At 58.6% G+C, this 25,548-nt stretch carries 26 protein-coding genes and 1 riboswitch; of the genes, 5 read left to right on the forward strand and 21 right to left on the reverse strand.

All coding sequences use genetic code 11. From position 1 onward, the window contains the following. Positions 1-38: 38 nt before the first annotated feature. Positions 39-488, reverse strand: coding sequence for a YcgN family cysteine cluster protein (locus tag M2401_RS10960; protein WP_259102640.1), 450 nt, complete (start codon positions 486-488; stop codon positions 39-41). A 206-nt stretch (positions 489-694) separates the two neighbouring features. Between M2401_RS10960 and M2401_RS10965 the strand changes: the two genes are divergently transcribed. After that, positions 695-1,288 carry a nitroreductase family protein gene (locus M2401_RS10965; RefSeq protein ID WP_259102642.1) on the forward strand — a complete coding sequence of 198 codons (594 nt, stop codon included), beginning with the start codon at positions 695-697 and terminating at the stop codon, positions 1,286-1,288. A 140-nt stretch (positions 1,289-1,428) separates the two neighbouring features. On the opposite strand, the gene M2401_RS10970 is transcribed toward M2401_RS10965, so the two are convergent. From M2401_RS10970 to M2401_RS10995, 6 genes are all read right to left on the reverse strand, one after another. Next, positions 1,429-2,361, reverse strand: a complete 933-nt coding sequence (locus tag M2401_RS10970; RefSeq protein WP_259102643.1) for a D-2-hydroxyacid dehydrogenase — start codon at positions 2,359-2,361, stop codon at positions 1,429-1,431. A 94-nt stretch (positions 2,362-2,455) separates the two neighbouring features. Beyond that, positions 2,456-2,749 carry a YcgL domain-containing protein gene (locus M2401_RS10975; RefSeq protein WP_259102645.1) on the reverse strand — a complete coding sequence of 98 codons (294 nt, stop codon included), beginning with the start codon at positions 2,747-2,749 and terminating at the stop codon, positions 2,456-2,458. Beyond that, positions 2,746-3,879, reverse strand: coding sequence for a ribonuclease D (gene rnd, locus M2401_RS10980; RefSeq protein ID WP_259102647.1), 1,134 nt, complete (start codon positions 3,877-3,879; stop codon positions 2,746-2,748). The genes M2401_RS10975 and rnd overlap by 4 nt, the downstream gene beginning before the upstream one ends. 136 nt (positions 3,880-4,015) lie before the next feature. Continuing rightward, on the reverse strand, positions 4,016-4,651 hold the full coding sequence (locus M2401_RS10985; protein WP_259102649.1) for a class I SAM-dependent methyltransferase: 636 nt from the start codon (positions 4,649-4,651) through the stop codon (positions 4,016-4,018). Beyond that, positions 4,644-6,275 (reverse strand): phosphoethanolamine transferase, encoded by a 1,632-nt coding sequence (locus tag M2401_RS10990; RefSeq protein WP_259102650.1) that lies wholly within the window; start codon positions 6,273-6,275, stop codon positions 4,644-4,646. Before M2401_RS10990 ends, M2401_RS10985 begins: the two co-directional genes overlap by 8 nt. A gap of 142 nt (positions 6,276-6,417) precedes the next feature. Further along, the gene (locus M2401_RS10995; protein ID WP_259102652.1) at positions 6,418-6,783 is read right to left on the reverse strand and encodes a 5-carboxymethyl-2-hydroxymuconate Delta-isomerase; all 366 of its coding nucleotides are present in this window, start codon (positions 6,781-6,783) and stop codon (positions 6,418-6,420) included. 372 nt (positions 6,784-7,155) lie between these two features. Here M2401_RS10995 and M2401_RS11000 point away from each other — a divergent pair, with 372 nt between their 5' ends. Further along, positions 7,156-8,664, forward strand: coding sequence for a hypothetical protein (locus M2401_RS11000; protein ID WP_259102708.1), 1,509 nt, complete (start codon positions 7,156-7,158; stop codon positions 8,662-8,664). A 78-nt stretch (positions 8,665-8,742) separates the two neighbouring features. Here the strand turns inward: M2401_RS11000 and M2401_RS11005 are convergent, their stop codons facing one another. Next, entirely contained in the window at positions 8,743-10,431 is a 1,689-nt protein-coding gene (locus M2401_RS11005; RefSeq protein ID WP_259102654.1) for an NAD-dependent malic enzyme, read from the reverse strand. A 351-nt stretch (positions 10,432-10,782) separates the two neighbouring features. Next, positions 10,783-11,541 (reverse strand): precorrin-6A synthase (deacetylating), encoded by a 759-nt coding sequence (cobF, locus tag M2401_RS11010; protein ID WP_259102656.1) that lies wholly within the window; start codon positions 11,539-11,541, stop codon positions 10,783-10,785. A 123-nt stretch (positions 11,542-11,664) separates the two neighbouring features. Here cobF and metE point away from each other — a divergent pair, with 123 nt between their 5' ends. Next, positions 11,665-13,974, forward strand: a complete 2,310-nt coding sequence (metE, locus tag M2401_RS11015; protein ID WP_259102657.1) for a 5-methyltetrahydropteroyltriglutamate--homocysteine S-methyltransferase — start codon at positions 11,665-11,667, stop codon at positions 13,972-13,974. 139 nt (positions 13,975-14,113) lie between these two features. Here metE and M2401_RS11020 read toward each other — a convergent pair whose 3' ends face one another. Next, positions 14,114-14,674: a histidine phosphatase family protein gene (locus tag M2401_RS11020; protein WP_259102659.1), complete on the reverse strand. Its 561-nt coding sequence runs from the start codon at positions 14,672-14,674 to the stop codon at positions 14,114-14,116. 24 nt (positions 14,675-14,698) lie between these two features. After that, a riboswitch (cobalamin riboswitch) is annotated at positions 14,699-14,827 on the forward strand. Positions 14,828-14,860: 33 nt separating this feature from the next. Here M2401_RS11020 and M2401_RS11025 point away from each other — a divergent pair. Then, entirely contained in the window at positions 14,861-15,073 is a 213-nt protein-coding gene (locus M2401_RS11025; protein ID WP_259102661.1) for a CbtB-domain containing protein, read from the forward strand. Between the two features lie 15 nt (positions 15,074-15,088). Further along, positions 15,089-15,835: a CbtA family protein gene (locus M2401_RS11030; protein WP_259102663.1), complete on the forward strand. Its 747-nt coding sequence runs from the start codon at positions 15,089-15,091 to the stop codon at positions 15,833-15,835. A gap of 80 nt (positions 15,836-15,915) precedes the next feature. Here the strand turns inward: M2401_RS11030 and yfcF are convergent, their stop codons facing one another. The 11 genes from yfcF to M2401_RS11085 form a co-directional block, all read right to left on the reverse strand. Further along, a complete protein-coding gene (gene yfcF / locus M2401_RS11035) occupies positions 15,916-16,548 on the reverse strand; it encodes a glutathione transferase (RefSeq protein WP_259102664.1) in 633 nt (210 codons plus the stop codon). Positions 16,549-16,792: 244 nt separating this feature from the next. Further along, positions 16,793-17,203, reverse strand: coding sequence for a RidA family protein (locus M2401_RS11040; RefSeq protein WP_259102666.1), 411 nt, complete (start codon positions 17,201-17,203; stop codon positions 16,793-16,795). A 66-nt stretch (positions 17,204-17,269) separates the two neighbouring features. Next, on the reverse strand, positions 17,270-18,235 hold the full coding sequence (locus M2401_RS11045) for an agmatinase (RefSeq protein WP_259102667.1): 966 nt from the start codon (positions 18,233-18,235) through the stop codon (positions 17,270-17,272). Positions 18,236-18,286: 51 nt separating this feature from the next. Next, on the reverse strand, positions 18,287-19,054 hold the full coding sequence (locus tag M2401_RS11050) for an amino acid ABC transporter ATP-binding protein (RefSeq protein ID WP_310504115.1): 768 nt from the start codon (positions 19,052-19,054) through the stop codon (positions 18,287-18,289). Between the two features lie 12 nt (positions 19,055-19,066). After that, on the reverse strand, positions 19,067-19,711 hold the full coding sequence (locus tag M2401_RS11055; protein WP_259102669.1) for an amino acid ABC transporter permease: 645 nt from the start codon (positions 19,709-19,711) through the stop codon (positions 19,067-19,069). 11 nt (positions 19,712-19,722) lie between these two features. Continuing rightward, the gene (locus tag M2401_RS11060; RefSeq protein ID WP_259102670.1) at positions 19,723-20,379 is read right to left on the reverse strand and encodes an amino acid ABC transporter permease; all 657 of its coding nucleotides are present in this window, start codon (positions 20,377-20,379) and stop codon (positions 19,723-19,725) included. Then, positions 20,376-21,767, reverse strand: a complete 1,392-nt coding sequence (locus M2401_RS11065) for an MmgE/PrpD family protein (protein WP_259102672.1) — start codon at positions 21,765-21,767, stop codon at positions 20,376-20,378. The genes M2401_RS11060 and M2401_RS11065 overlap by 4 nt, the downstream gene beginning before the upstream one ends. Positions 21,768-21,769: 2 nt before the next feature. Next, complete coding sequence (locus M2401_RS11070) at positions 21,770-22,570, reverse strand: transporter substrate-binding domain-containing protein (RefSeq protein ID WP_259102673.1); 801 nt, start codon at positions 22,568-22,570, stop codon at positions 21,770-21,772. 61 nt (positions 22,571-22,631) lie between these two features. Beyond that, on the reverse strand, positions 22,632-23,507 hold the full coding sequence (locus tag M2401_RS11075; protein WP_259102674.1) for a MurR/RpiR family transcriptional regulator: 876 nt from the start codon (positions 23,505-23,507) through the stop codon (positions 22,632-22,634). Positions 23,508-24,317: 810 nt separating this feature from the next. Next, positions 24,318-24,884 (reverse strand): Swt1 family HEPN domain-containing protein, encoded by a 567-nt coding sequence (locus M2401_RS11080; RefSeq protein WP_259102675.1) that lies wholly within the window; start codon positions 24,882-24,884, stop codon positions 24,318-24,320. Beyond that, positions 24,881-25,510 carry a DUF5343 domain-containing protein gene (locus M2401_RS11085; protein ID WP_259102676.1) on the reverse strand — a complete coding sequence of 210 codons (630 nt, stop codon included), beginning with the start codon at positions 25,508-25,510 and terminating at the stop codon, positions 24,881-24,883. Before M2401_RS11085 ends, M2401_RS11080 begins: the two co-directional genes overlap by 4 nt. Between the last annotated feature and the right edge of the window lie 38 nt (positions 25,511-25,548).

A 25,548-nucleotide genomic window follows, 5' to 3' on the forward strand; every position in this document is an offset into this window, starting at 1 on the left:
GCGAATGAATTCGCTCCCACCCCCATGATCTGTCCTGCTCAGCCCGCCCGAAAAATCAGGTGATCTTCCCAGTCATCTTCCGGCACGCTGCCTTCGGCGAGCATGCGCCCGGACTGGGAGATGCGCTCATGATGCACGGCATCAGGGTCGCCGCAGACCAGGTGATGCCATAGCGGCAGGTCCTTGCCCTCGCTGACCAGACGATATCCGCAGGTCGGCGGCAACCATTTGAATTCGTCAGCCTTGCCCGGCGTCAGCTGGATGCAATCGGGCACCGAGGCGCGCCGATTGGGGTAGTCGGTGCACTGGCAGGTCTTCAGATCCAGCAGTTTGCAGGCGATGCGCGTGTAATAGACGCTGTTGTCGTCCTCGTCTTCAAGCTTCTGCAGACAGCACAGGCCGCAGCCATCGCACAACGACTCCCACTCCTGCTGATCGAGCTGGTCAAGGGTCTTGCGTATCCAGAAGGGTTCGACTTTAGCGGCCATGGTGTGGGGATTTCGGTATCAGGCTGATGAAAGGGGCGCCAGTCTAGTGACTCCAGCGTCACGAACCAAGTGCAGACGACTATTGGCACAAACAGACTTGTATCCACATTGCCTGCACAGTAACTTTAGGCAGTTTTCGCGATGCCTGCCGTCCACGGCCCATCCAGTTATTTCCCCTCTCAATCCACTGTCAGGCCATAACCCTTATGAGCAGCAATCCTCGTATCGCCGATCACACCATTGACCCGCAATTTACCGAACGCTGGTCGCCTCGCGCCTTCAGCGGCGAAAGCATTCCCCAGGACACCCTGCTGAGTTTCTTCGAAGCCGCACGCTGGGCACCTTCGGCCTACAACTCGCAGCCATGGCGCTTTCTCTACGCACGTCGCGACACGCCGAACTGGGAGCGTTACCTGGGCCTGCTGAACGAGTTCAACCGTAGTTGGGCACAACATGCGGCGGCGCTGGTCATCGTCATCTCCAAGACCACCTTCACCGCACCTGGCGCCACTGAAGAAACCCCGGCCCTGTGGCACACCTTCGACACCGGTTCGGCCTGGGGCCACTTGGCCCTGCAAGCGAGCCTGAGCGGCTGGCACACCCATGGCATGGCCGGTTTCGATCAGGAACTGACCCGCAAGGAACTGAATATCCCCGAGGGCTATGCCCTGCACGCGGCTGTGGCCATTGGCAAGCTGGGTGACAAGGCAAGCCTGCCGGATTACCTGCAGGCCCGCGAAACCCCAAGCCCGCGCCGCCCGCTGGCGGAACTGGCGGCTGAGGGTGATTTTTCGCTGTAATCCGCGCGACGCGCAAACACACTGTGGGAGCGGATTCATCCGCGAAGAAGTCAGTACATTCGATACAAAATTATCGTCTGAACTAACGCTTTCGCGGATGAATCCGCTCCCACAGTGGTTTTTGCGTGTCTCTACCGAAGTCAATAGCCCTTGGCGAAATCCACTTCCCCACGCAACGGCTCACCCGCAACGAAGGCCTTGAGGTTGTCGGCAAACAACCGGGTCATCGCCGGTGGCGAGGTCGGCGCGGAGCTGTGGCCAGTCAGCAACAGGCCCCAGGCGGTCCAGAACGGATGGCGTTGTGGCAGCGGTTCCTGACGGCAGACATCAATCACCGCCCCGGCCAGATGGCCTTCCTTGAGGGCCTCCACCAGATCGGCATCAACCACTGACACGCCACGACCGACGTTGATGAACAGGCAGTCGGGATTGAATTTGGCGAACAGCCCGGCATCGTAAAGATCGTGAGTCTGCGGCGTATTGGGCAGCAGGTTGATCACGTAATCCATCGTCCCGACCATCCGCTCCAGATCCGTCAGCGCCGCCACTTCAATGAACGGTGCCTGGGTCCGTGCCTGGGAGGCAATGCCATAGACCTCGATACCGAACGGCACGAGGAATTGCGCAACGCTCTGGCCGATATCACCGGCGCCGACGATCAACGCCTTGCGCCCCTGCAGGCTGTGGCCCGCACGATTGTCCCACTTGCGCTCGACCTGGCTGACCAGGCGGGCCAGGACCTCGCGCTCGTGACCAAGCATATAGGTCAATACGAACTCGGCCATGACCTGGCCGAAGATGCCCACGGCACGGGTCAGGCGGTAATCCCGGGGCACGCCGTCGACCAGCAGCGGCGTGATGCCTGCCCAGGTCGATTGCAGCCATTGCGGTTTGTGGCCCTGGCGCAGCAGGTTGGCCAGCAGGTCCGGCTGGCCCAGCCAGACCGGGCAGTCTGCCGCCAGGCGGGACAGCTCGGCGGAATCGCCGCTGCTCATCACGGTAATATCGGGAACCGCCTGGCGCAGCAATTGGGTGTAGACAGCGTAATCGTGTTCAGCAATCAGCACACGCATGGTTTCAAAACCTTAAAAAAACCAGACCTGCGCCCACCTGCGGGGTTACCCCTCATTCTTCCGGGCGCATGCCAAAACAGTCCTGGGCGCAAGATCAGACAGGATCGTTGCGCCGCAGCAATTCTTCGGGCAAATGCTCGATGTATTCGTCTTCAGCCGGCGGCATCTGCAGGTGGTAGCCCTGCTTTTCCAGGTTATCCAGCACCTTGTGGATATCCTCGCGCGCCAGGGCACGCTCCGGGCTCAGGACCAGATCGAAGGCATGCAGCGCCTTGCCAAAGGCGACCATCAGCTCAGGCGGCACACGCTTGAGCTCGTCAGCCTTGAGCACATAGAGATACATCTCGTTGCGCTTGGAGCTGCGGTAAATGGAGCAGATACGTTTCACGGCTGTTCTCCTGCGGTAGCCAGGCTGTCGAGCAGGGCCTGGCCCATGCGTTCGCGACGCCAGCCACGCAGCGAATCGGGTAATTGGTAAGGACCGTGGGGGTAGCCGCTCTTGAGCAGGGCTTCCAGGGTCTTCTTGCGCAACATCAGCTCAGGAGCCATTTGCAGCTGCTCGGCATACTGCTGGCCAATGGCGCGCAACGACTTGAGCACGGTGGCGGCGTCGATCGGCAATGGCTCGGGCAAGGTCTTTGGCCACTGCTCGGGCGGCAGGCTGGCGGCACGCTTGATCAGGTCGAGAATGAACTCGCCGTCCTGACGCACGGTCTTGGGGTGCATGTCTTCGATTCGCGCCAGGGCAACCAGGTTGTCCGGCTGGGTCTTGGCCAATGGCCAGAGCGAATGCTCGCGCACGATACGGTTACGCGGCAGATTGCGCGCACGGGCCTGCAGCTCGCGCCAGGCACACAGCTCACGCAGCACTGCCAATTGCGCCCCGGACAGCTTCCAGGCCAGCTTGGCGTCGCGATAGGCTTCGTAAGGATCGGTCTCGCGGCGCAGGTTGGCCACCAGTTCAGCGCCGTCTTCCAGCAGCCAGGCGTATTTGTCGTCCGACAGGCGCGGGCGCAGGATCGCGTAGACCTCAGCCAGGTGCACGGCGTCTTCGGCGGCATAGCTGATCTGGGTCGCCGACAGCGGACGCTGCAACCAGTCGGAACGGGTCTCACCCTTGGGCAGTTCGATGCCCAGCACTTCCTGGACCAGGCGCGAGTAACCCATGGAGAAACCCAGGTTCAGGAAACCGGCCGCCAGTTGCGTATCGAACAGCGGCGTCGGCAGGCTACCGGTCAGGCGCAACAGGACTTCGAGGTCTTCGCTGCAGGCGTGGACCACTTTGACCACGTCGGGGTTTTCCAGCAGGGCGGAAAACGGTTGCCAGTTGTTGATCAGCAGCGGATCGATCAGCCAGGCACTCTTACCATCACCGATCTGCAACAGGGCGGCGATGGGATAAAAGGTGTCGACCCGCATGAATTCGGTGTCGAGGGCGACAAAAGGCAGGGTCTGCCACTGTGCGCAATGCAGGGCGAGGCTGTCGTCGTCGCGAATCCAGTGAATATCGATGGCCACACGGCTCTCCCTTGAAGAATGGCGCGCAGTATATATCGCCATCAGCGATTACCGGGCATCTGTCCTGCAAGTCTTGATCATCTTCATCTTGATAGTGGCCAATACTGGCGCCAGACACGACCGGTCATCGGATGGTTCAGGCGCTCTTGCGCAGCACATACACCCGCCACATGGCGTAGCCGGGCAGGACGTCGTGATGGCTAAGGATGTCGAAGCCGGCATCGCTGAATTCGGCCTCGATCTGTCCGCGACCGACCACGAAGCGATTGTTGCGCGGCAGTGCCTGCCCGTCAGTGGCGCGACAGTGCTCCAGGCGCTTGCGCCGCCATGACTTGATGTTGCCATCAACCCACAGAGCAATGATCGCGGTGTCCCGGGTGACGCGGTGGAATTCGCTCAGCACCGCAGAGCGCTCATCACTGCTGGCAATGTGATGGAACAGGCGCATGGAGAAGATGCAGTCCACGGCATTGTCGGACAGATCAATAGCCAGGGCCGAGGTCTGGAAGGTTTTGATGCGTTGCAGGGTCTGCCCGTCGCAGCGGGTTTCGCCAAGGGCCAGAGCATCCTGGGATGGATCGGCGGCGAGGATCACCCGATTGGTATGTTCAGCCAGCACCGGCCAGAAACGCCCGGCCCCACTGGGCAAATCCAGGACCAGGCCCGGTTCGCCCGCGACCTTCAGGGCCTGCCGGGCCAGTTGCCGGTCACGCCAGAGCCCGAGGCGGTCGCACAGGCTGGCCGGGGACTGTTGCAGATAAGTACTACTCATTGGCCAGCGTCCCGCGACAACCCGCGAACATATCCAATTGCGCGTTGTAGACCTTGGTGTCGACCTGCAACAGGCCCAGCATCGAATGAAAAAGATTGTCCTGGCTCAGCGGTGCATTGCGTTCTTTCTGCAGACACTGGGGATCGACCGCGAAGGACTTCTGATAGCTGTCGGAGAACCAGGCGAGCATGGGTACGTGCTTCTGTTGATCCGGTGCCAACAGGTACGGCGTGCCGTGCAGGAACAGGTTGTATTCGCCCAGGGATTCGCCGTGGTCCGACAGATAGAGCATCGCGGTATCAACCCGCGACTGCTTGCGCAGCAAGTCGATCAGGGTCGCCAGTACATGGTCGGTGTAGACCAGCGTGTTGTCATAGGCGTTGACGATGCTTTCCCGCGAGCAATTGTTCAAGGCGTTGCTTTCACACACAGGAGTGAATTTCTCGAACGCCTTGGGGTAGCGCTTGAAATACTCCGGACCATGGCTGCCCATCTGATGCAGGACCAGCACGGTGTCCTGATCCAGGTTGTCGATAAAGCTCTGCAAGCCTTGCAGCAGGATCTCGTCGCGACACTCGTGGTTGGCGCACAGCAGCGGGTCTTGAAGATTGCTCACGTCCTGCAGGGTGACACGGTCGCAGGTGCCCTTGCAGCCGGACTGGTTATCGCGCCAGATCACCTGCAGGCCGGAGCGTTGCAGCACATCGAGCAGCCCTTCCTGATTCTTCGCCTGGCTGGCGTTGTAGTCCTTGCGGCCCATATTGGAGAACATGCACGGCACGGACACGGCGGTCTCGGTGCCACAGGAATGCACGTCGCTGAAGGCAATCAGGCCGTTTTCCTTACTCAACTGCGGCGTAGTGTCGCGACCGTAACCGAGCAGACCGAAGTTCTCGGCCCGGGCGCTTTCGCCCACTACCAGTACGGTCAGGGATTTGCGTTGATGGCTGGCCCAGCGCGGCGAACGCTGGGCGTCTTCACCGATTTTCACGAAGGGTCGTTGGGCCGAGACCACTTGCTCGCTCAAATACCCCATCGACGCACCGATGTAATTACTTGGCACCACCATCAGACGCAGTTCGTGGTGATTGCGCAACATCGAGGACAGCCCCTGATAGTTGATCATTGCCACAGCGCCGAGCACCGCCACGCAGGCGACGCTGACCAACGCCTTGCTCAGCAACTCACGCGGCCAGTGGCGATAATTGATCGGGGTTTTCCATAACAAGACAGAGGGCACGGCACCTAACAACAGCAGATAAAGTCCCAACTTGAGAGACAATAAACCCTGTACTTCCGTGGCATTGGTTTCGGCAAAGTTGCGAAACATGCCAGCGTCAATCATGACGCCATATTCATTGGTGAAATAAGCCACACCGGCACTGATAAGAAACAGCGCCGTCAGTAGCGGTTTCAGAACACGCCGAAAAGCAAATAACGTGAGGAAGATATTAAAGATGCAAAACACCAGCAGACCAAAGGCCACGCGCAGTGCGAGGCCCTTACCGTCAAATTCGGTAATCGAGAATACATGTTGCCAAAGAGTGGCGTTAAACCCGAGCAGCAAAAAACAACTGGCGAGCAAAGTCACCAGCTCGGGACGGACGGCTTTAACGTTCAGCATAACGGTCTGCTTGATTAATGAATTACGCCGGAGCGATCGAGCTGGGCAACTCCTCCGATAGCGCAGACTTTAAGCAGACCGCCATCAATTTTTCGTGAAAAGGATGCGAACAAAAGGTCCGACGCCTTTTATATTCAGGGCCTCAAGGTTTCAGCGTCGTCCAGGCATAGGCGTCGCGATCCAGGTCGACAATATCGACACTCAGCTGCACCTCAAGGTCGCTCGGCCACTCGCACACCCCTTGCAGCACGGCCAGAAGGCTCGCAGACAGCTGGCGTTTCACTTCCGCCGAGCGGCCATTGAACAGCGCCATCTGCACATGCATGAAGCCACGGGGCGTGGACAGGGTCCCTACCTGAAATTCCCCGACCGCGACGGCCTTGCTCTGGATATCCGCCTCGGAGGTGAACTGGCCGGAGGCGAACAGCGCCTGGTTCAACGCCAGCAGGGTCCGGCGTACATCGAACGATGGCAGGTTTGGGGTGTATTCCAGGGTCATGTGCGGCATGGGGTGGTCTCGGTTTTTTGCAGAAGGGAGGTCATTCGATCGACATTAAACCGTGCGCAGTAATCCCGGCAAGCACGGTTCTGTGGGAGATCCCGCCGCGCTGTCGCGTCGCAAACAATTGGCAGTGAGCGGGAGCAAATCGTGTGGGAGCGAATTCATTCGCGAATGGGCCAGTACATCCGCACCATTTGTGAGGTCTGGAAAGTCCGCATTCGCGAATGAATTCGCTCCCACACAGCTTCAGTGGCGCAGTAGATTTGGCGTTCTTTGATTAGCGCCAATCGTTGCCCTGTCTTGTGTGCTGTACCTCAATCCCATTTCCGCTGCCCCGCTAAGATGGCGCAGGTCCCAATTACAAGGAAGGCAAGCGTGATGCAACCCGACTTTGCTCCGCTGATACATATCGACTGGAAAACCCCCGGCGGCGAACTTCTCGAGCTGTTCCGGCATTACTACCCCGACATCAGCGTATTCAGCGGCCCGACCTTCGAAAGGCTGCTGGATGAACTGACCACGCAAATGCCGGAAGTCTGCCTCCAAGCACTGGCCCCCCTGCTGGCTCGACAAGGGCTTGAACTGTGGAATCTGGATGCTGGCGGCGATGACTATCGACCGGTGATCATCCCCGCCGATCAGCGCCAGGCTTTCATCGAGCATTGGCAGCACTCTGAAGACGAGCTTGAGTTGACGCCGCAATGGATCGAGCCACATCAGCCCGCCCCCATCGAAGCCAAGCCCGCCAAAACCCGAAGCAAGAAGCTGAACCTGCTGCAGGACGTACACGACTTCCCCGGCCCCACCTACATCAACGAACACCACTACAGCAACGGCTGGGCCTCCATCACCGAGCAGGATGATGAGCAATGGCTGTGCTTTCTGCTCGATTTCAACCAGTGGCCGCCCGCCGAACAGGACATGCTCGAAGAGCGCAATGACAACATCGATGGCGCTGATCTGTGGCTGCTCGATGCCAATAACGATCGCAGCCTTTGGAAACGCCGGGTGTACCGCGGCAGCGGCAGCGGCGAGGACCTGTTCCAGTACGAAATCCGGCAAGACAACGACACTCAGCGCTTTGGTCCGGCGCAGTTGCAATGGCCGGAATTTGAGAACGCTCCCCTGGTAATCGACTCCCAGGTGTTCGAACGCCAGTACCTTTATGAGCCCGATCGGCTCTGCCGGATCTGGCGGATTACCGCTGACTCCAGCGAAATCATCTTCGAGCACCCCGGCGAAATGACAATACTGGCTATCGGCCCCCGGCGCGTGTTGTTCATGGAGATGGGTGGCCCGTTGTGCTGGATCTGGCATCAGGACCAGCCACAGCAGGTCACCCCTGCCCAGCCGTTGCCGGTTGAAGGCTACAAGCTCACCCGCTCGGCGGTCTATCTGGGCGGCGACGAAATCATGCTGTTCAGCGAAAGCCAGCGGCCGAATCTGGAGGATCCGCGCTTTGGGGAGACCGTGCTGAATGCGTGGCGCTTCGACTTTCTCAGCGGGCAGGCGACCCAATCGATGCTGGACGGTTTCGGCAGCGAGATACGCCAGCAAACCCAGATGCTCGTCACCCAGCCCAAGCGCACCGTCACCCTGCGCACCTTCCACGGCCAGATTCACGCATCACGCGGGCATGGCGACTGGTGGGTATGGAACTACCGCTCCAATAGCTTCGGCACCCAGACCCTGGCCTGGTTGTGGAATCAAAGCAGCAATCAGGTGGTCAAGCTGTCCTCCAAGGATACCCCGCGCATCAATCCCTACATTCGCTATCTGCCCAGCCAGGATCGCTACCTGGCTTTCGAAGACGATTTCGTCGCCCGGCTACCGGCGTTCGCCGAGATACTTGAAGCCAAGGGCAGCGAGGTCCTGAAGTTCGACTGATCCGCTGTTTTGCGAGGCGCAAAAAAACCGCATCAGGTTGCCCTGTTGCGGTTTTTTGTGGGGCTTGTCAGAACGCTATCAGAGAGCGCTGCGACGGTACGAGCGGTAGTTCGGCTGCCAGAAATGATGCTGGATCGCTTCGATCAGCATTTCTTCCGTGGTTTCCAGCGCCAGGCCTTCAGCCTGCGCCTGCTTGGCTACGGCCAGGGCGATCTTGCGGCTGACTTCCTGGATCTCTTTCAACGGCGGCAGAACAGCGTCGCCCTTGCCAGTGACCATTGGCGAGCACTCGGCCAAAGCGTTGGACGCCGCCATCAGCATCTTGTCGGAGATGCGCGTGGCTTTCGCCGCGATAACACCCAGACCGATACCCGGGAAGATGTAGGAGTTGTTGCACTGAGCGATATGGAACGTGCGATCGCCTACAGTCACCGGAGCAAACGGGCTACCGGTTGCGACCAGTGCTTCGCCATTGGTCCAGTCCAGCACTTCCTGCGGCGTCACTTCGACTTTCGACGTCGGGTTCGACAGCGGCATGACCAGAGGCTTGGCGCAATGCTTGTGCATCTCGCGGATGACTTGCTCGGTGAACAGGCCGCGCTGGCCCGACACACCGATCAGCACGGTCGGCTTGCCGTGGCTGACCACGTCCAGCAGTTCCGGGTAACCGGCGCCGCTCGACCAACCGCTGGTATCGGCGGCTTTCTGGGCGAGGTTTTTCTGGAAGTCCAGCAGGTTGTCCATGCTGTCGGTGAGCAGGCCGAAACGGTCGACCATCATCACGCGTTTGCGTGCTTCGGCTTCGCTCAGGCCTTCGATGACCATGGCAGCGATGATGTGCTCGGCGATACCGCAACCAGCGGAACCGGCACCGAGGAACACTACGCGCTGCTGGCCCAGGGTTTCGTTCTTGGCCTTGCACGCGGCGAGCAATGTACCCACGGCCACCGACGCGGTGCCCTGGATGTCATCGTTGAAGCAGCACAGCTCGTCGCGATATTTCTCCAGCAACGGCATGGCGTTGGTCTGGGCGAAGTCTTCGAACTGCAACAGCACGTCCGGCCAGCGACGCTGCACGGCTTCGATGAACAGGGCGATGAAATCTTCGTATTCCTTGCCCGTTACGCGCTTGTTGCGCCAGCCCATGTACATCGGGTCGTCGAGCAGCTCCTGGTTGTTGGTACCCACGTCCAGCACGATCGGCAGGGTGTAGGCCGGGCTGATGCCACCGCATGCGGTGTACAGCGACAGCTTGCCGATCGGGATGCCCATGCCGCCAATGCCCTGGTCGCCCAGGCCGAGAATGCGCTCGCTGTCGGTGACCACGATGATCTTGATGCGGTCTTTGGTGGCGCTGCGCAGGATATCGTCGATGCGGTCGCGTTCAGGATAGGAAATGAACAGGCCGCGGTGGGTGCGGTAGATTTTGGAGAATTCCTGGCACGCCTGGCCAACCGTCGGGGTGTAGATGATCGGCAGCATCTCTTCCAGATGCGAGTCCAGCAGGCGGAAGAACAGAGTTTCGTTGTTGTCCTGGATCGAGCGCAGGTAGATGTGCTTGTCCAGGTCGGTAGCGCATTGCTTGTATTGGCTGTAAACCCGAGCCACTTGTTCTTCGATCGTCTCTACGTTCTGCGGCAGAAGACCGATCAGGTTGAATTCGACCCGCTCTTGCGGGGTAAAAGCACTGCCTTTGTTCAGCAGGGGCATTTCCAGCAGGGACGGACCTGCGTAGGAAATGTACAACGGACGCGAAGTTTTGGTCATTTTCTCTAATCGCCTTTTTCGTCTACTCGTAATATCGGTACATCGACGGCACGGGCAGCCTGGCATTTATCTTTTTCTTTTCGCCGGCTCATCAGACCCGCACCGGAAAAAAGTCCGGGTGCAAGCAAGGGACATATCTTACTCGCGATGCATGGCATTGCGACATTTTGTCACTTATGTCGTGGCGAAATGATGTCGGCGATACGCAATGCGAGCGTATTGAAGGGGAATTGTGGGAGCGAATTCATTCGCGAAGAGGTCGGTACATTCGCCTCATCTTCATCGCCTGGAACACCGCTTTCGCGAATGAATTCGCTCCCACAGAACTCACTCCCAAAGCAACCACGGCTGTCAGACCTCACGCTTGAGCAGATAGGTATCCATGATCCAGCCATTGGCCTTACGCGCCGCCTTGCGCGTGCGCTCGATCTCGTCGGCGACGTCCTTGAGCTTGCCCGAGATAAGGATTTCATCTGGCGTCCCCAGGTAAGCGCCCCAATAGATATCCAGCTCGCGGTCCGTCACGGTGCGGTAGCTGTCCAGGGCATCGAGCATGACCACCACGCTGTCGACGTTCTCTGGGTAGCCCTGAGCCAGCCTGCGCCCGGTGGTGATCTCCACGGCCTGACCGATATTATTCAGCGCAACCTTGTGCCGGGCCGTCAGGGCCTGGACGCTGGTGATGCCGGGAATGACCTCGTAGTCGAAGACATGACGGCCGCAGTGCAGAATGTCGTCGAGGATTCTGATCGTGCTGTCATACAGAGACGGATCGCCCCACACCAGAAACGCCCCGCACTCGCCGTCGGCCAGCTCTTCGCCAATCAGTTGCTCGAACGTGCGCTGCTTTTCGCTGTTCAGGTCATCGACCGCCTTGAGGTAATCGCCCTCCCCGCGTTCGCGCTCAGGATTAAGCGCCTCGACAACCCGGTAATCAGCCTCGTCGATATAGCGCTCGAGAATCTCGCTGCGCAGCAGATTGAGCTTTTCCTTGCTCTGGCCCTTGTCCATCAGGAAAAACACGTCGGTCCGGTTGAGCGCCTTGACCGCCTGAATCGTGATGTATTCAGGGTTTCCGGCACCGATGCCGATGATCAGGATCTTTTTCATAAAGGCTTCCGGCAACCCCGCACATGAATTAATCTTGTGTTGATCTGGAAAATAATGAGTTTGTTTCATGCAGGCCGAGCTGTCGACAATGCGCGCCACTTAACCCATTGGAGACGTATTGCTATGGCATTGGCACATTCTCTCGGATTTCCGCGCATTGGCGCCGACCGTGAACTCAAGAAAGCCCTGGAATCCTACTGGAAAGGCGACATCGACCAACAGGCCTTGAAAACCGTCGGCCGCAACCTGCGTGAACAGCACTGGGCCTTGCAACGCGACGCCGGTATCGAGCTGCTGCCGGTGGGTGACTTCGCCTGGTATGACCAGGTTCTCGGCCACTCCCTGGCCTTCGGCGTGATTCCCGAGCGCTTCGCTCCAACCCTCGGCGAGCACGGCCTGCCGACCCTGGACACCCTGTTCGCCATGGCCCGTGGCGCCAGCGTCGCCTGTTGCGGCGAGCACTCCAAAGCGCAATATGCCCAGGAGCTGACCAAATGGTTCGACACCAACTACCACTATCTGGTCCCGGAATTCAGCGCTGACCAACGCTTTCTATTGAGCTGGGAGCAACTGTTCGACGAAGTCGACGAAGCATTGGCCCTGGGTCATAAGGTCAAGCCGGTGTTGATCGGCCCGCTGACTTACCTCTGGCTGGGCAAGTCCAAGGGCGATGATTTCGACAAGCTGGACCTGCTCGAGCGCTTGCTGCCGGTGTACGGCGAAATCCTCGGCCGCCTGGCACGCAAGGGCGTCGAGTGGGTGCAGATTGACGAGCCGATCCTCACTCTGGACTTGCCACAGGCCTGGAAAAGCGCCTTCGAACGGGCTTATCACATCCTGCAATATTCGCCCCTGAAGAAGCTGCTCGCCACCTACTTCGGCGGCCTGGAAGACAACCTCGTTCTCGCGGCAGAACTGCCGGTGGATGGCCTGCATATCGACCTGGTCCGCGCGCCAGAGCAACTGGCCAGCGTGCTCGACCGGCTGCCGAATTACAAAGTGCTGTCCGTGGGCGTGGTCAATGGCCGCAACGTCTGGCGCTGCGATCTGGACAAAGCCCTGGCGCAACTGCAACAGGCTCAGCAGCGCTTGGGCGACAATCTCTGGGTGAGCAGCTCCTGCTCACTGTTGCACAGCCCGGTGGATCTGGGTCGTGAAGACAAACTGGATGCCGAACTGAAGAGCTGGCTGGCCTTCGCCGTGCAGAAGTGCCGCGAAATCGCCGTGCTGAGCAAGGCCGTGATCACCCCCCAGGACCTCACCGTGCAGCAGGCCCTGCAGGACAGCCGCGCCGTTCAGGCCAGCCGCCAACAGTCCAAGCGCATCCACAACGCCGACGTACAGGCACGCATCGCCGCCGTCACCGTCGCCGATAGCCAGCGCCATTCGCCGTTTGCCCAACGCATCGAAGTGCAGCGGGCACGCCTGGATCTGCCAGCGTTTCCGACAACCACCATTGGTTCGTTCCCACAGACTTCGTCGATTCGTCTGGCGCGCCAGGCCTACAAGCAGGGCAAAATTTCCATCAGCGATTACACCGACGCCATGCATCACGAAATCCGCCATGCCGTGCAGGTGCAGGAGCGTCTGGGCCTGGATGTGCTGGTACATGGCGAGGCCGAGCGCAATGACATGGTCGAGTACTTTGCCGAACAATTGGACGGCTATGTCTTCACCCGCTTTGGCTGGGTGCAGAGCTACGGTTCGCGCTGCGTCAAACCGGCGATCATTTTCGGTGACCTGAGCCGCCCCCAGGCCATGACCGTCGAGTGGATCCGTTACGCCCAGACCCAGACCGACAAAATCATGAAAGGCATGCTGACCGGCCCCGTGACCATGCTGATGTGGTCCTTCCCCCGGGAAGATGTGTCGCGCAAGGTTCAGGCGCAGCAACTGGCCCTGGCCATCCGCGATGAAGTGGTCGATCTGGAAGCCGCCGGGATCAAGATCGTCCAGATCGACGAAGCTGCTTTTCGCGAAGGCCTGCCACTACGCCGTGCACAATGGCAGGAGTATCTGGACTGGGCGGTAGAAGCGTTTCGTCTGTGCGCCTCGGGCGTGCGCGATGAAACCCAGATCCACACCCACATGTGCTACAGCGAGTTCAACGATGTGATCGAGTCTATCGCCGCCATGGACGCCGACGTGATCACCATCGAAACCTCGCGCTCGGACATGGAGCTGCTGGAGGCCTTCGAAGCCTTCGATTACCCCAACGATATCGGCCCTGGCGTTTACGACATCCACTCGCCAAGGGTTCCTGCGACCGAAGAGATGAGCAACCTGCTGCGCAAGGCGGCCAAGCGTGTGCCGGCCGAACGCCTGTGGGTCAACCCGGACTGCGGCCTGAAAACCCGTGGCTGGCCGGAAACCGAAGCGGCATTGGTGAATATGGTGGCGGCAGCGCGGCAGTTGCGCGCAGAGCTGGCGTAACACCGTCTTTTTTGTATGAGCCAATTGTGGGAGCGAATTCATTCGCGAAGAGGCCGGTGAATTCGATACATCTGCGTTGATCGAAACGCCGCTTTCGCGAATGAATTCGCTCCCACAGATTCGCCGTCACACTGCCCTCTTAAAGGACCAGCGCAGGCAACTCTACCACCCGCATGCGCCATATCCCGTTGAAACGCAGATCCACCGCCGATAACGGCTCGATATCGATGGTATGAAAAGCTGTCGGCGGGCACTGCAATACCCGCATCAACGCCGCTCGCAGCACAAACGGATGGCTGATAGCTACGACATGCCCCGTGCCTGTCAGCCCGTCCATCCATTCCCCCACCCGCTGGCACAGGCGCGCGATGGACTCCCCGCCATGGGGCGCCGCCTGCCAGTCGCTCATCCAGGCGCCAAGTTCGGCCTGCTCGATCTCTTCGATGCTTAAGCCCTGCCACTGGCCAAAATCACAATCACGCAAACCTTGATCGACCTCGGAATGCTCGCTGAACAGTGCTGCGGTCTGCCGGGTCCGCAGCTCCGGCCCGTGCAAGAAACGGGTTCGCCGACCTGAAAACTGACTATATTTACCGGCCTGGGCCTGCCAATCCATGATCAGCGGCTCATCCGCAGCAAAGCGGGCCTTCTTCTGCGCCAATGTCGCGGCATGGGATACCAGAGTGAGGCGCAAGGCCATTGTGCAAATCCTGTGATGCGTGCTTGCCGAAAGCGTACACTAGGTGCGCTGTATCCAAATATTACGAAAAAAGAAGTCGGTCAAAAACCGACGCGGTCGCGCCACTGTGGTCGGCTCCATGCCGAAAGCCAGACCTTTCTTCGATCTTCCCACCGTAACCGGGACGCGTAATCCCTAGAGGTAATCATGGCCTATAGCGCTGCAAGTCAAACCGATATCTCCATTCCGACCATTCCCTTGGGCGAAGTCTTGCCCTGGGCGATCTTTGGCGGCCTGCTGTTGATGCTGGCGTTGTATTTCGTCGGCGCCGAGCAAGGCGCAACCGCAATGTTCTCTGGCGCGTACGTTCACGAATTCGTACACGATGGCCGCCACCTGCTGGGCTTTCCCTGCCACTGATTTGAGGTTTTTCCAATGACTGGTCGTTTACTCGTCAGGGGCATGCTTGTCGGCCTGATTGCTGGCCTGTTGGCCTTTGGTTTTGCCAAGGTCTTCGGCGAACCGCAGGTTGATAACGCTATCGCGTTTGAAGAAAGCCAGGCTCACCACCATTCCCACGGCGACGCTGCAGCAGCGCCGGAAGAAGAAGAGTTGGTCAGCCGTGATGTACAAAGTACCTTCGGCCTGCTGACGGGCGTGGTCGTCTACAGCATGTCCCTGGGTGGCATCTTCGCCCTGGTGTTCGCCTACTCCCTGGGCCGCATCGGCAAGGTCGGCCCACGCGGCCTGTCCGCCCTGCTCGCCCTGGCCGCGTTTGTTGCGGTATTTGTCGTGCCAGGCCTGGTCTACCCACCGAACCCGCCATCCGTGGGCGACCCGAATACCATCGGCCAGCGCACCAAGCTGTTCTTTCTGATGGTACTGGTGTCCCTGGCCGCCGCCGTGATCGCGATCAACGCCGGGCGCAAATTCATTGCCCGCTCCGGGCTGTGGAACGGCGCCATCAAAGGCGTTGCCGCCTACCTGGTGATCGTCTCGGTGGCCGCCTACCTGTTCCCCACCATCAACGAAGTGCCGGAGGGCTTCTCTGCAGTCCTGCTGTGGAAATTCCGCACCGCCGCACTGGGCATCCAGTTGGTCCTGTGGACCAGCCTGGGGCTGATCTTTGGTGTGGTGGCCGAGCGATTGCTGTTGCCGGTGAGCAGGCTGTCCAAGGCTTGAGCATCTGCTGAGCGCAAGCTGGACGAAAAAAGCCCCGGGCGTGTGAGCGCTCGGGGCTTTTTCATGCTCGCCAGCCGCCGCTAAATCTCCGGCCGCTGCAACTTCACCCATTCCTGCACCGTCGGCCGATGCCATTGGCGCTGGGCATATTCCACCAGCGCAGAGGGCACTTCATCGCCGTTGAGAATCAGCCGGTTAAGCATCAGGGCCAGGTCGACGTCGGCAATCGACCATTGGCCGAACAGGTAGTCCGGATTGCCCGCCAGCAGTACCTGGGCCGCCGCGAACAGCTTGCGGGCCGCAGCCTCGGCAGCAGGCGACAACAGCGCACCCTTCACGCCATAGAACACCACCAGCGTGGAGCGCTCCTGCCGGATCGGCAGCAGATCACTGCGCAGCCAGGCCTGTACCTGCCGCGCTTTCGCCCGTAGCTGACGGTCCCTTGGATAGACCGGCGTCTGCGGCAGCACCTCTTCCAGGTACTCGGTGATGGCCGATGACTCGGACAGGGCGAAGTCGCCATGCACCAGCGTCGGCACCCGCTGGGTCAGGGACAGGCTGGCATAACCTTCTTCCTGGTTTTCCGATTTATCCAGGTCCAGGGCGACCATCTCGAACTCGATGCCTTTCTCGCGCAACGTGACGAACGTCGACATGGCGTAGGGGCTGGTGAGTTGGGCGTCAACGTAAAGCTGCAGGCGGGAATGGGGCATCGCACGATCTCCATATTCGATGGTGACCAAGCTACTGTATCCGGGAGCTTAAATGAAATTCGGGATTTTTATGGGGGCATTCCTGGGGGGAATGGCCGCAGAGGTACGCTCAAAATAAAGGTGGGCGCAGCTTCTGCCGGGACAGCTCAGCAGGATCGATACATATCTATCGCCTGCAACGATCGCCTTCCCAGCTGAAGCCGGTTCTACCCTGAGGTCCCACGGACATCACTTCAACGCATAGTCAGTCGGGAATCACCGCAATAACATCAATTTCCATCAACCATTCCGGCTGCCCCAGGGCCGATACCACCAGCCCGGTTGAAATCGGAAACACACCTTTCAACCATTTACCGACCTCGCGATAAACCGCTTCACGATAGCGCGGGTCGATCAGGTAGATGGTGATCTTGACGATATCCTGCAACTGGCTGCCCGCTTCTTCCAGCAATTGCTTGATGTTCTTCATTGCCTGCTCGGCCTGGGCACGGGCATCGCCGAGGCCGATCAGGTTGCCGTCAAAATCGGTGCCCAGCTGACCGCGAACATAGACCGTATTGCCAGCCCGTACGGCCTGGCACAAGTCGTTATCCAGCGACTGGTTGGGGTAGGTATCTTTGGTGTTGAACATTCTGATGCGGGTATGAGTGGGCATGCGGCACCTGCGATGATCGATTCTGAGTTGAGTGAGCAATGATCGGCCTTCCCTGGCCCTGGCCGGTTACAGCTTTGCAGCATCGAAATAGTCAGCGCGCACGGCGGCGCCGATCAGGTTGACGATGAGTCGACCCGCCGTGATGCAACTGATGTTGTTGACATCGATCGACGGCGTGATCTCGACGATATCCATCCCGACGACCCTGCCCTTCTTGACCAGGCCATGGATCAGTTTGCGCATTTGCACATAGGTGACACCGCCCAGCGCCGGGCCGGCGACGCCGGGCATGATGGAAGGATCAAGGCCGTCGGCATCGATGGTCAGGTAGTACTTGCCACCATCAGGAATGCGGTCCAGCACCGACTGCATACCGTGGTCATGAACGTCATAGGCAGTGATCAGGTGCGCGCCGTAATCGACGGCGGCCTGGAAGTCCGTCTCGCGGCCACTGCCCTGGGCACGCAGGCCGATCTGGAAGATCTCGCCAATGTGTTCCATTTCCGAAGCCCGACGGATGGGGCTGGACAGCCCTTCACGAACGCCATTGATCTCGTCGCGCCAATCCAGATGCGCGTCGATGTGGATCAAGGTAATCGGGCCTTGATCGTCATAGGCACGCAGAATCGGAATAGGAATACTGTGATCGCCGCCCAGCACGATAGGCATGGCGCCTGCGGCCAGTATCTTGCGCACGGCCTGCTCGGCACGCAGTGACGTAGCATCCAGGTCAGATGGATCGGCCGGGACATTTCCACAATCCACAACCTTGAGGTCGCGGTTGTCATAGATCGGACCGTTCACGTCGAAATCGTAGTGATGCAGGGCGCGACAGATACGGTCGCTCATGGCCCGGATGGCATCTGGCGCTTTGCTCTGGTCATTGCTGATGTGCTCGGCGACGTACGCCTTGCCGTAAGGAATACCGAGGATCGCAATGTGCGCGTCCAACTGATCGAGGTCGGTGCAGATGGGCGACCACAGGAAGCTCTGGTGTTTCTTGGACGGTGGGACGGTCAGCGGAAAGCTCATGGTTATCTCCAGGAAAGAAATTGAATGGACGGATTGCCGTGCGCCGGCGACTCAAGGCGTCATCGATAGAAAGCGTTGAAGTTCGGTGGTTTGCGGGGCCTGGAACAGCGCTTCGGGATCACCGACTTCGTGCACATGACCTTGGTGCATGAAGATCACCCGGTCGCTGACGCGTCGGGCAAAGGCCATTTCATGGGTGACCATGATCAGCGTCATCCCCTCGTTGGCGAGGCCTTCCACCACTTGCAGGACTTCGCCGACCAGCTCCGGATCAAGCGCCGAGGTGATTTCATCGCACAATAAAACCTGAGGATTCATCGCCAGGGCGCGCGCGATGGCAACACGCTGTTGCTGGCCGCCCGAGAGTTGGTCAGGGAAATAGTCGAAGCGCTCGGCCAGCCCGACCCGCGCCAGCAGTTTTTCCGCCTGGTGCCGGGCGTCCTCGCGAGAGGTGCGCTTGACCAGTCCGGGGGCGAGCATCACGTTCTGCCCGGCGCTCAGGTGAGGGAACAGATTGAAATTCTGAAAGATCATGCCGACGTTCTGGCGCAATTCGCGCATGGCCCGGCGGTCATCGTGGCGGATCGGCTGCCCATCGACGGTGACCGAACCTTGCTGAAACTGCTCGAGGCCATTGAGGCAGCGCAGCAAAGTACTTTTGCCTGAACCGCTGCGACCGATGATGCAGACCACTTCCTTGCGCGCGATTTTCAGGTCAATGCCGCGCAGGACTTCGTTGTCGCCGAAGCTTTTGCGCAGGCCGCGAATGTCGACCAGGGCAAAGGACTCTGGCAGGTTGTGTGTTTGCGAAAGCGTCATGGCTGATCGTCCTCAGCGGCGAAGAGAGTGTTCAAGACGGCGGCTGTACAGCGACAGCGGGAAGCACAGGGCGAAATACATCAGTGCGACCGATCCGTAGATGAAAAAGGGTTGGAACGTAGCGTTGGTGATGATCTGCCCGGCCCGGGTCATCTCGACAAAGCCGATAACCGAGGTCAGCGCCGTGGCCTTGATGATCTGCACCATGAAGCCGACGGTCGGCGCGATGCCGATGCGAAAGGCCTGGGGCACGATCACGTAGCGCAGTTGCTCGGCGAAGCTCAGGGACAGACTGCTGCCGGCCTCCCACTGGCCGCGGTCCACGGAAACAATGCAGCCGCGCCAGATTTCCGTGAGGTAGGCACTGGCATACAGCGTCAGGCAGATCGACGCGGCGACCAGCGCAGAGGTCTGGAGGCCAAACATCGACAGGCCGAAATAGACCAGAAACAACTGCAACAACAGGGGCGTGCCCTGAAAGACCTGGACATAGCCCATGATCAGCACGCGCACCAAGCGGTTACCGGTCAGGCGCAGGACCACCAACAGGCCACCCATCAGCGCGCCGCCCATGAAAGCGATCAGCGACAGGCCGACCGTCCAGCGCATCGCCAGAAGCAGGTTGCGGGCGATATCCCATACCGAAAATTCGAACATTGGACTGCCCCTTACCGACCGAAGATGAAACGCGGACCGACCCAGTTCAGCAGGCGGCGTAACGCCACAGCCAGGGTGAGATAAAGGCCGGCCACGATGATGTAGGTTTCAAAATTGCGGAATGAAGTGCTGGCGATCTGGTTTGCGGCGTAGGACAGCTCCTGGGTGGAGATCTGGCTGCATACGGCAGAGCCCAGCATGATGATGATGGTTTGCCCTACCAGTGCCGGCCATACCCGTTTAAGAGCGGGCGGCAGTACCACACGGGAAAATATCTGCCAGCGATCCAGGGCCAGGCTCTGCGCTGCCTCTAACTGGCCTTGTGGCGTTGACTCGATGCCTGAGCGAGCGATTTCGCTGACATAGGCGGCCAGATTGATCACGTTGGCGAGAATCGCCGCCGTCAACGCTGTGAGCTTCAGCCCCAGGCTCGGCAAGCCGAAAAAGATGAAAAACAGCTGAATGATGAAGGGCGTGTTGCGGATCACTTCCACATACAGCCCCACCGCCCAGCGTGCCCACTGCGGGCCTTTGCTGCGCAACCACCCACAGCCAATACCCAGCGCGGTGCCCACTACAGCGGAAAACAAGGTCAAGGCGACCGTCAGCAACAATCCCTGGAGCAACAGCGGCCATTGGTTGAGCACAGCCAGAAAATCAAAGGTCATGGGTGTATCTCTTGACTGGAAAAGTGAGGCAAAAGCGCACGGACGTCAGGCAGTTGTTGCGGCTGTTCAAGCCTCGACAGAAGCGCGCGCGCCTCATGCAGCGGCAACACTTGCGTGGCGCAGGTCAGAAACTTTGCACGTAACTGGGCGTGGCTCAGGGGGTTTCTCGCCGCGCCAACCGGCATTGCGCAGAATCTTTCCCGACTGTTGCCGTCCTTGAGCAGAACCTTGACCCAGGCGCCCTCCGGGGCTGACTCAAGGAGCACCGGGTCTGACCAGCGCGCGCTGCTCTGCAGGCTGATGCGCTGCATGCACACCACGACGTCGCTGCGCGCTGCCATGGTTGTAGTGACGTTATCCAGATCGACATCGCCCTGTAGCCAGGTCGCTGCAAGGGCAAACTGCAGGCTGAACCGTGCCTGCTCGCGTGTGACTGGCGCGTGATAAATCAGGTTCTGCACGACGATCGTCGGCACATCGCACTCAATTGCCTCGATGGCATCGGCGTTGATGGCGAACTCGTCAACGAGACCGCGCAACGCATCCACCGCTGCATGGGAAGACAGGCACACAGGTATGCGCTTGATATCGACGCCGGGCGTGATCAGGCTCCAGTCCCGGCCTAGCCCCTGCAGAATGCCAGTGTGCAGAACCCCGGCATTGAACATCGCCGCCAGCCCCCTCGAGTGTTCGACGATGTCCAACGGGCCACTGCTGCCCGCCTGCGCCAGCAACGCGGCAACCACACCTGTCTCGCTCGCGCGCCCAGCCATCAACACCTTGGCATCGCTGCCGAAACTGGCTTTCATGCCACCGGTGCCCGCCAACGCGATACCCAGTGCATGGGCGGTCTGTTCGGCACTCAGGCCCAGCCCATGGCAGGCTGCGGCACAAGCGCCCACGCAGCCCAGCACACCGGTGGTCCACCAGCCCTGATCGTAGATATGCCGGGTCAGCATCCTGGCCAGTGCGTACTCACACTCGGCCCCGACCACGAATGCCGTCAGCCAGGCACTGCCGCTCAGGTCGCGCAGCTGCGCCACGGCCAGGGCCGCTGGCATGATCACCGCCGATCCGTGGACGAATCCCGGATAACTGTTGTCGTCAAAATCCAGGGCATGAGCCGCCGCCGCATTGGCAAAGGCCGCTGCCGGCGCACTGAAGCACCGCTCGCCGCCCAACACCACACAGTCGCCCTCGGCGGCGGTAAGGCTGATCAGGGAACGGGCCTTGGCAGCCACTTCGCTGACACTGCCCGCCAGGGCAACACCCAAGGTGTCGATCAGGCAGCGTATCGCTACCGCCTGAACTGCCTCCGGAATATCGGCGAGAACGACGCTGGCGCTCCAGTTCGCCAACGCGCTCAGTACTGGCTTGGACGTCTTCATGGTTATTCAGGCAACTGGCCAGCAGGTGCGCCCAACCACTTCATGGAAATGGCATCCAGGGTGCCGTCGGCCTTGGCGGTGCGGATGATCTCGTTGACCCTGGCGCGCAACTCCGGCTGATCCTTGACCATGCCGATGTAGTTGGGCGAATTGGAAAGAATCACTTTGAGTTCGATGTCCAGCGCCGGATTTTTCTCTTTCAGCGCGGCAGCCACCGTGGTGCCGATGGCGACCATCTGGCTCTGCCCGGACATAAAGGCCGATATCGAGCTGTTGTTGTCCTCGAAACGCTTGGTGATGGCTTGGGGCGCCATGTCCGTCAGCTCTTTGTCCTGCATGGAGCCGCGGGTGACCGCCACGCTTTTGCCTGCCAGGTCAGCCATGGTTTTCGCGGGTATCGCTTTGCCACCAAATACCGCGTCGAAGAACGGCGAGTAGGCGATGCTGTAATCGATGACCTTTTCCCGCTCGGCGGTCTTGCCCAACGACGAAATGGTGAAGTCGGCCTTGCCCGATTGCAGGTAAGCGACGCGGTTAGGCGCGGTCACAGGTACCAGTTGCAGCTTCACACCGAGCTTTTCCGCCATCAGGTTGGCGACATCAATGTCCAGTCCGCGTGGCGCCATGTCCGGGCCGACAGATCCGTAAGGCGGGTAATCCACCGGCACCGCAATGCGTACTTCCTTGGCTTTGAGGATGTGGTCCAGTGCCTCGCCAGCCTGAGCGCCAGTGACTGCAAGCAAGGCAGACACGCCGACGCCGATGACAGTGGACTTGAGCAAGTGAAACGGTAATTTTTTCATGATGCAGCTCCGTCGGGGGTGCGTTCGAGTGAGGAAAACGTATGCGGCTTGGCAGGCAGGCTCAGCCCAGATCCCACCATTCACCCAGACTCAAGAGCTTCTCTTCGGTCTGGGTCACCGAGGCTTCGGTGTCTTTGGTGGACGTGGCCGAGAGCAGCGCCACAAGAATTTCGCTGATCAACATGGCGGGCACGATCGTGTCGTAGAACGAGGGGTTGTGGTTCTTGACGATGATCGACTCGGTGGCCATGCGTGCCGTGGGCGAGGTCAGGCTGTCGGTGATGGTGATGACCCGAACGCCTTGCTGATGCAGGTAGTTGGTCAGGGTGATCAGACGCCGCGAATAGCGCGGCAAGCTGCACACCAGAGCGACATCCCGGGAGGTTGTCTGGTTGATGATGGTCATCACGCCGCTTTCGCCGGATCCCTCCACCAGCCGCACGTTCTTGGCGAAATAAGACGCCACATGGGAAAACTGAAAGGCAACCCCATACGAGGAACGCATGCCCAGACAGAAAATCTGCCGCGCCCCCGCCAGCAACTGCACTGAACGCTCGATGGCGTCGAGATTCTCCGGGCTACAGAGGGCCTGGATATGTTCGATGGCGTTATTGGCCATGTCCTGCACGACACGATGAGCACCGACACGCTGATTCAACTCGATCAAATCGTGAGCGCGCGAACCGTAGGCGCTGTTCTGGCCGCGCAGTGAATCAATGAACAGCGCCCGCAGATCGTCGTAACCACTCAAGCCCACGCGCTTGGCCAGGCGAGTCATGGTCGACGGCGGTACATCAGCCAGACGCGCAAGATCGCGCATGGACATCACCGCCACTTCGTGGGGGTTATTCAGGATGAACGCCGCCGCAGTGCGCTCCTGCTTGGGGAACGACTCGAACTGCTGCTTGAGCGCGGTACACAGGGCATCTCGATCCATCTGGGCTACCAAACTTCGGAAGGCGGAAGATGGAGGAGCCATTGCAACGCTTGTGCCGTTTTTTTTGATGATTGATTCAAGTGATTCAAAACGCGTGTGCGGGGTTTTGTCGCACTTTCGGGGGTTAGAGCGGGTCAGTGGTTCGATTTCGATTGGCTTGATTCAAAATCAACCGGTAAAAAATTATCCGGGTCAAAACGGCTGACCTGCTGACAAGGGCAATGCCACAGGACGCGGCCCGATCATGGAGCGCGGTGGTGCGATGAGGGGCAATGGTGCACGGATGAGTGCGGTGGGAATGGGCGGATTGGATGTTGAAATGAAATCAGGCAGGAGCCGCCTTGGTGACGATCGGGTGCGAAGCGCCCGTAAAAGCGGTGGGTGACTGACAGGCCGATACCGATTTGAAAATCAGCACTCTAAAAGCTTCGATAGATATCTCAGGGGCGTGAACGCTATCGCCAAAGCGTTAGAGCACAAACAAAAAACCCCTGACATCTCACGATGATCAGGGGTTTTTCGTTATTCAATAATGGCGGAGAGATAGGGAGCAGTGGACAAATGCTCTGGAGACCCGAAAAAGCCAGCACCTACAAGGGTCTTTGCATTTTTTGCTACATATTTTTGCTACAAAAATACGTGAAATCGTCGTCTGCACCGACGCGGACTTTTGGCGTCTTTAAAAAAACGATAAAACTTAAAATATCACCACTGAAAACTCGAAACGCAAACCGTACCACAAGAAACTAAAATACCGTCAATCTTTAATATCCAAAACTTGAAACTCACTATACGAAAACACCGAAACTCTCAAGGTGCAATTCTTCTAAACCAATCCCTCATCGTCTGCCTTATCCGCTCCAACTCCTCCACCGATATATTCGTCATATGACAAATCGTATTACGCAGGTGAGATATGAGTCGAGCTTGCTGAACAAGAGCTTTATCCCTTAACAGCTCCTCAAAATGAGTTTTCCAACAGACGTCGATAACTCTTAATAGTTGTGGATATGTCATCAGCGACAATTTATCTCGGGAACCTAGCGCCATCCAGCTTTTAGCCTCTTCAGTTTCCTCCAGCTTTACAACTTCATCTTGGACATCTTTGGGAACTTGATCCCACCATTCATCACCGTTCTTGGCAATTAGCGCGCCGGTCACAAACTCCTTTAGATAGCTCTCAAAGACAAAAAACAGCCTATAGGCTTCAGACGCTTCGTATGCGCGCCTTACGGAGTCAGGAATAACAGCGGAAAGATCGTAATTTTCTGAAATCTTCAATGAAGGTGGTGTAATTAGATCAATCTTCTCATCGATAGAGGCACTGACACTCTGACCGAGCATTACAAAAAGCGCCAGTCTGGATTCATCAATCATTCAAATGTTTTCCTAATAGCATTAAAAATATTTAGATAAGTTTCCTCCGAACCATTAGATGGAAGATGCACCTGAATATTATAATGGAACTCCGGACGAAGCCCGGACGGTCTCTTTTTCTTATGAATTTCTTTTTCTTCAACATCGTCTTCTATAAATTCATCCGTTGCTTGCGGAGTCTTTTTCTCCCGACGTTGGTCCTCATCCGAAAAATCGGCCAACTTCAAAAGGGCATTCAACGTACCGGCAATTTTCCCTGTAACGCCCTTATCCGCCCCGGTAACTTGAGCTATCAGACCACGCAAACTCTCTCCGACAAGTAAGTGTGCAGATTCGTTCGCTTCGAATAATGGTTGATAAGCTCGCCGTATACCCTCGGCAATGGCACGCGGCGCTTGCCCGCTATTTTTAAGTAGATCGTAACTTGCTGTTGGCTTTCCTGACTGATCTAAAAAGCCGAGCGTTTTAAGAAGAGATATCAGAGGACGATCACCTGTTCCCTTTATCCCAAAAGTCTCCCCAAGCACTCTCGTAGTTAAAATATCTGGTTTTTTTGCTGACTCAATTGCTTCAAATAGCTTACCCACATTCTTATAAGTAGGAAGGTATGGTAATTCTTTAGCCATATATCACCTCAGAGCACAATAAGCATATTGTAATAATC

Source organism: Pseudomonas sp. JUb42 (genome assembly GCF_024807945.1).
In the GTDB taxonomy this organism is placed as follows: domain Bacteria; phylum Pseudomonadota; class Gammaproteobacteria; order Pseudomonadales; family Pseudomonadaceae; genus Aquipseudomonas.

Coding starts and splice junctions, on each gene's coding strand:
- M2401_RS10960 (WP_259102640.1), bottom strand. CDS start 488: ATGGCCGCTAAAGTCGAACCCTTCTGGATACGCAAGACCCTTGACCAG.
- M2401_RS10965 (WP_259102642.1), top strand. CDS start 695: ATGAGCAGCAATCCTCGTATCGCCGATCACACCATTGACCCGCAATTT.
- M2401_RS10970 (WP_259102643.1), bottom strand. CDS start 2,361: ATGCGTGTGCTGATTGCTGAACACGATTACGCTGTCTACACCCAATTG.
- M2401_RS10985 (WP_259102649.1), bottom strand. CDS start 4,651: ATGAGTAGTACTTATCTGCAACAGTCCCCGGCCAGCCTGTGCGACCGC.
- M2401_RS10990 (WP_259102650.1), bottom strand. CDS start 6,275: ATGCTGAACGTTAAAGCCGTCCGTCCCGAGCTGGTGACTTTGCTCGCC.
- M2401_RS10995 (WP_259102652.1), bottom strand. CDS start 6,783: ATGCCGCACATGACCCTGGAATACACCCCAAACCTGCCATCGTTCGAT.
- M2401_RS11000 (WP_259102708.1), top strand. CDS start 7,156: ATGCAACCCGACTTTGCTCCGCTGATACATATCGACTGGAAAACCCCC.
- M2401_RS11005 (WP_259102654.1), bottom strand. CDS start 10,431: ATGACCAAAACTTCGCGTCCGTTGTACATTTCCTACGCAGGTCCGTCC.
- cobF (WP_259102656.1), bottom strand. CDS start 11,541: ATGAAAAAGATCCTGATCATCGGCATCGGTGCCGGAAACCCTGAATAC.
- metE (WP_259102657.1), top strand. CDS start 11,665: ATGGCATTGGCACATTCTCTCGGATTTCCGCGCATTGGCGCCGACCGT.
- M2401_RS11020 (WP_259102659.1), bottom strand. CDS start 14,674: ATGGCCTTGCGCCTCACTCTGGTATCCCATGCCGCGACATTGGCGCAG.
- M2401_RS11025 (WP_259102661.1), top strand. CDS start 14,861: ATGGCCTATAGCGCTGCAAGTCAAACCGATATCTCCATTCCGACCATT.
- M2401_RS11030 (WP_259102663.1), top strand. CDS start 15,089: ATGACTGGTCGTTTACTCGTCAGGGGCATGCTTGTCGGCCTGATTGCT.
- yfcF (WP_259102664.1), bottom strand. CDS start 16,548: ATGCCCCATTCCCGCCTGCAGCTTTACGTTGACGCCCAACTCACCAGC.
- M2401_RS11040 (WP_259102666.1), bottom strand. CDS start 17,203: ATGCCCACTCATACCCGCATCAGAATGTTCAACACCAAAGATACCTAC.
- M2401_RS11045 (WP_259102667.1), bottom strand. CDS start 18,235: ATGAGCTTTCCGCTGACCGTCCCACCGTCCAAGAAACACCAGAGCTTC.
- M2401_RS11050 (WP_310504115.1), bottom strand. CDS start 19,054: ATGACGCTTTCGCAAACACACAACCTGCCAGAGTCCTTTGCCCTGGTC.
- M2401_RS11055 (WP_259102669.1), bottom strand. CDS start 19,711: ATGTTCGAATTTTCGGTATGGGATATCGCCCGCAACCTGCTTCTGGCG.
- M2401_RS11060 (WP_259102670.1), bottom strand. CDS start 20,379: ATGACCTTTGATTTTCTGGCTGTGCTCAACCAATGGCCGCTGTTGCTC.
- M2401_RS11065 (WP_259102672.1), bottom strand. CDS start 21,767: ATGAAGACGTCCAAGCCAGTACTGAGCGCGTTGGCGAACTGGAGCGCC.
- M2401_RS11070 (WP_259102673.1), bottom strand. CDS start 22,570: ATGAAAAAATTACCGTTTCACTTGCTCAAGTCCACTGTCATCGGCGTC.
- M2401_RS11075 (WP_259102674.1), bottom strand. CDS start 23,507: ATGGATCGAGATGCCCTGTGTACCGCGCTCAAGCAGCAGTTCGAGTCG.
- M2401_RS11080 (WP_259102675.1), bottom strand. CDS start 24,884: ATGATTGATGAATCCAGACTGGCGCTTTTTGTAATGCTCGGTCAGAGT.
- M2401_RS11085 (WP_259102676.1), bottom strand. CDS start 25,510: ATGGCTAAAGAATTACCATACCTTCCTACTTATAAGAATGTGGGTAAG.